Origin of the sequence: Massilia sp. DWR3-1-1, from assembly GCF_049898325.1 — a bacterium.
Taxonomy (GTDB): domain Bacteria; phylum Pseudomonadota; class Gammaproteobacteria; order Burkholderiales; family Burkholderiaceae_D; genus JAFCUW01.
This window is the reverse complement of sequence record NZ_JAFCXL010000072.1, coordinates 1-1253: the sequence shown is the minus strand read 5'-3', so window position 1 is coordinate 1253 and position 1253 is coordinate 1. Positions and strand designations below refer to the sequence as shown.

1 protein-coding gene is annotated in these 1253 nt (G+C 55.9%); it reads right to left on the bottom strand.

Going from position 1 to position 1253, the window contains the following annotated elements:
• Nucleotides 1-8: 8 nt before the first annotated feature.
• Nucleotides 9-1189 (bottom strand): IS3 family transposase gene (locus ACP7EY_RS23960; RefSeq protein ID WP_426197757.1). Its coding sequence is split into 2 segments (ribosomal slippage): nucleotides 9-940 and nucleotides 940-1189, totalling 1182 coding nucleotides; the frame shifts between segments, so codons are not numbered across the junction.
• Between the last annotated feature and the right edge of the window lie 64 nt (nucleotides 1190-1253).

Below are 1253 nucleotides of genomic sequence, written 5' to 3'. Positions count from 1 at the left end.
TGCGGTGGTCAAGTAATTTCGGACACAACGATAGGTTCTCGTGCTGCCATTTTCCGTTCGTAGACGGCGGGCGGCAGATTACCCAGTGCTGAATTGATTCGTTTCCCGTTGTAGAAGCCAACGATGTAGTCGGTGATATCCGCCTTGGCCTCGGCATGGTTTGCATACTGGCGTTGCCAGACCCGCTCCATTTTGAGGTTCAGGAAGAAGCGCTCGGCAACGGCGTTATCCCAGCAATTACCTTTGCGGCTCATGCTGCAGACGAAGCCGTGCTCCTTCAAAAGATCCTGGTAAAGCTCGCTGGCATACTGGCTGCCCCGGTCGGAATGCACGATCAGCCCTGCTGCCGGTCGGCGCTGCTGTATCGCCATGTTCAAGGCGTCGCACACCAGTTTGGCAGGCATGCTCGGCGCCATCGCCCATCCGACCACTTTGCGCGCATAAAGGTCGAGCACGGTGGCCAGATACAGCCACCCCGCACCCGTCCTGATATAGGTGATGTCGCTGACGTAAGCCACATTCGGCGCCGTCGGATTGAACTGTCGATTCAGTACATTGGCGGCAATTGGCAAGTCGTGCTTGCTGTCGGTCGTGTGAACGAATTTGCGCTTCCAGACGGGCTTGAGGGCCGCCTGGCGCATCAATCGACGCACCTTGTAACGCCCGATCTGGAAGCCCTCATTTGCCATGGCTGTGACCATCCGACGACTGCCGTAACTCTGGTGGCTTGCCATGAATGCCGCCTTCAAATGAACGCTCTCCCTGCACACTTTGGGCATGGCGTCACGTCGCTTTGCTTCGTAAAAAGTGGACCTGCTCACTTCCAGAACACGGCAGCTTTGCTGGACCGGGATGGCCTCCTTTTGCAGCGCTTCAATGACCTGGTGAGTCACTTCATTTCGCGGGCAAAGAAGGCCGACGCTTTTTTTAATATCGTCACATCCTGGCGAAGTTGTTGATTCTCCTGTTCCAGCTGGCGGATTCTCTGCTGCTCAACCGTCAACGGCTTGCCGATACCTGGCTGGCCACTCTGTTCGGCGCCGACCTGCGCCAACCACCGACGGATCGCGGTCTGGCCAATGTCCATGCTTTCGCTGACATTCCGGATACTTTGGCCTTGCTCTGTGATCATCCGAACCACTTCAAGCTTCAGGCTTGGATCGAATGTTATGCGTTTTCTTGTTGCCATGTCTTGCTCCTCAGGTGGTGCATTTTCCACCTATTGAGGTGTCCGGACAAATTAGACCACAGCA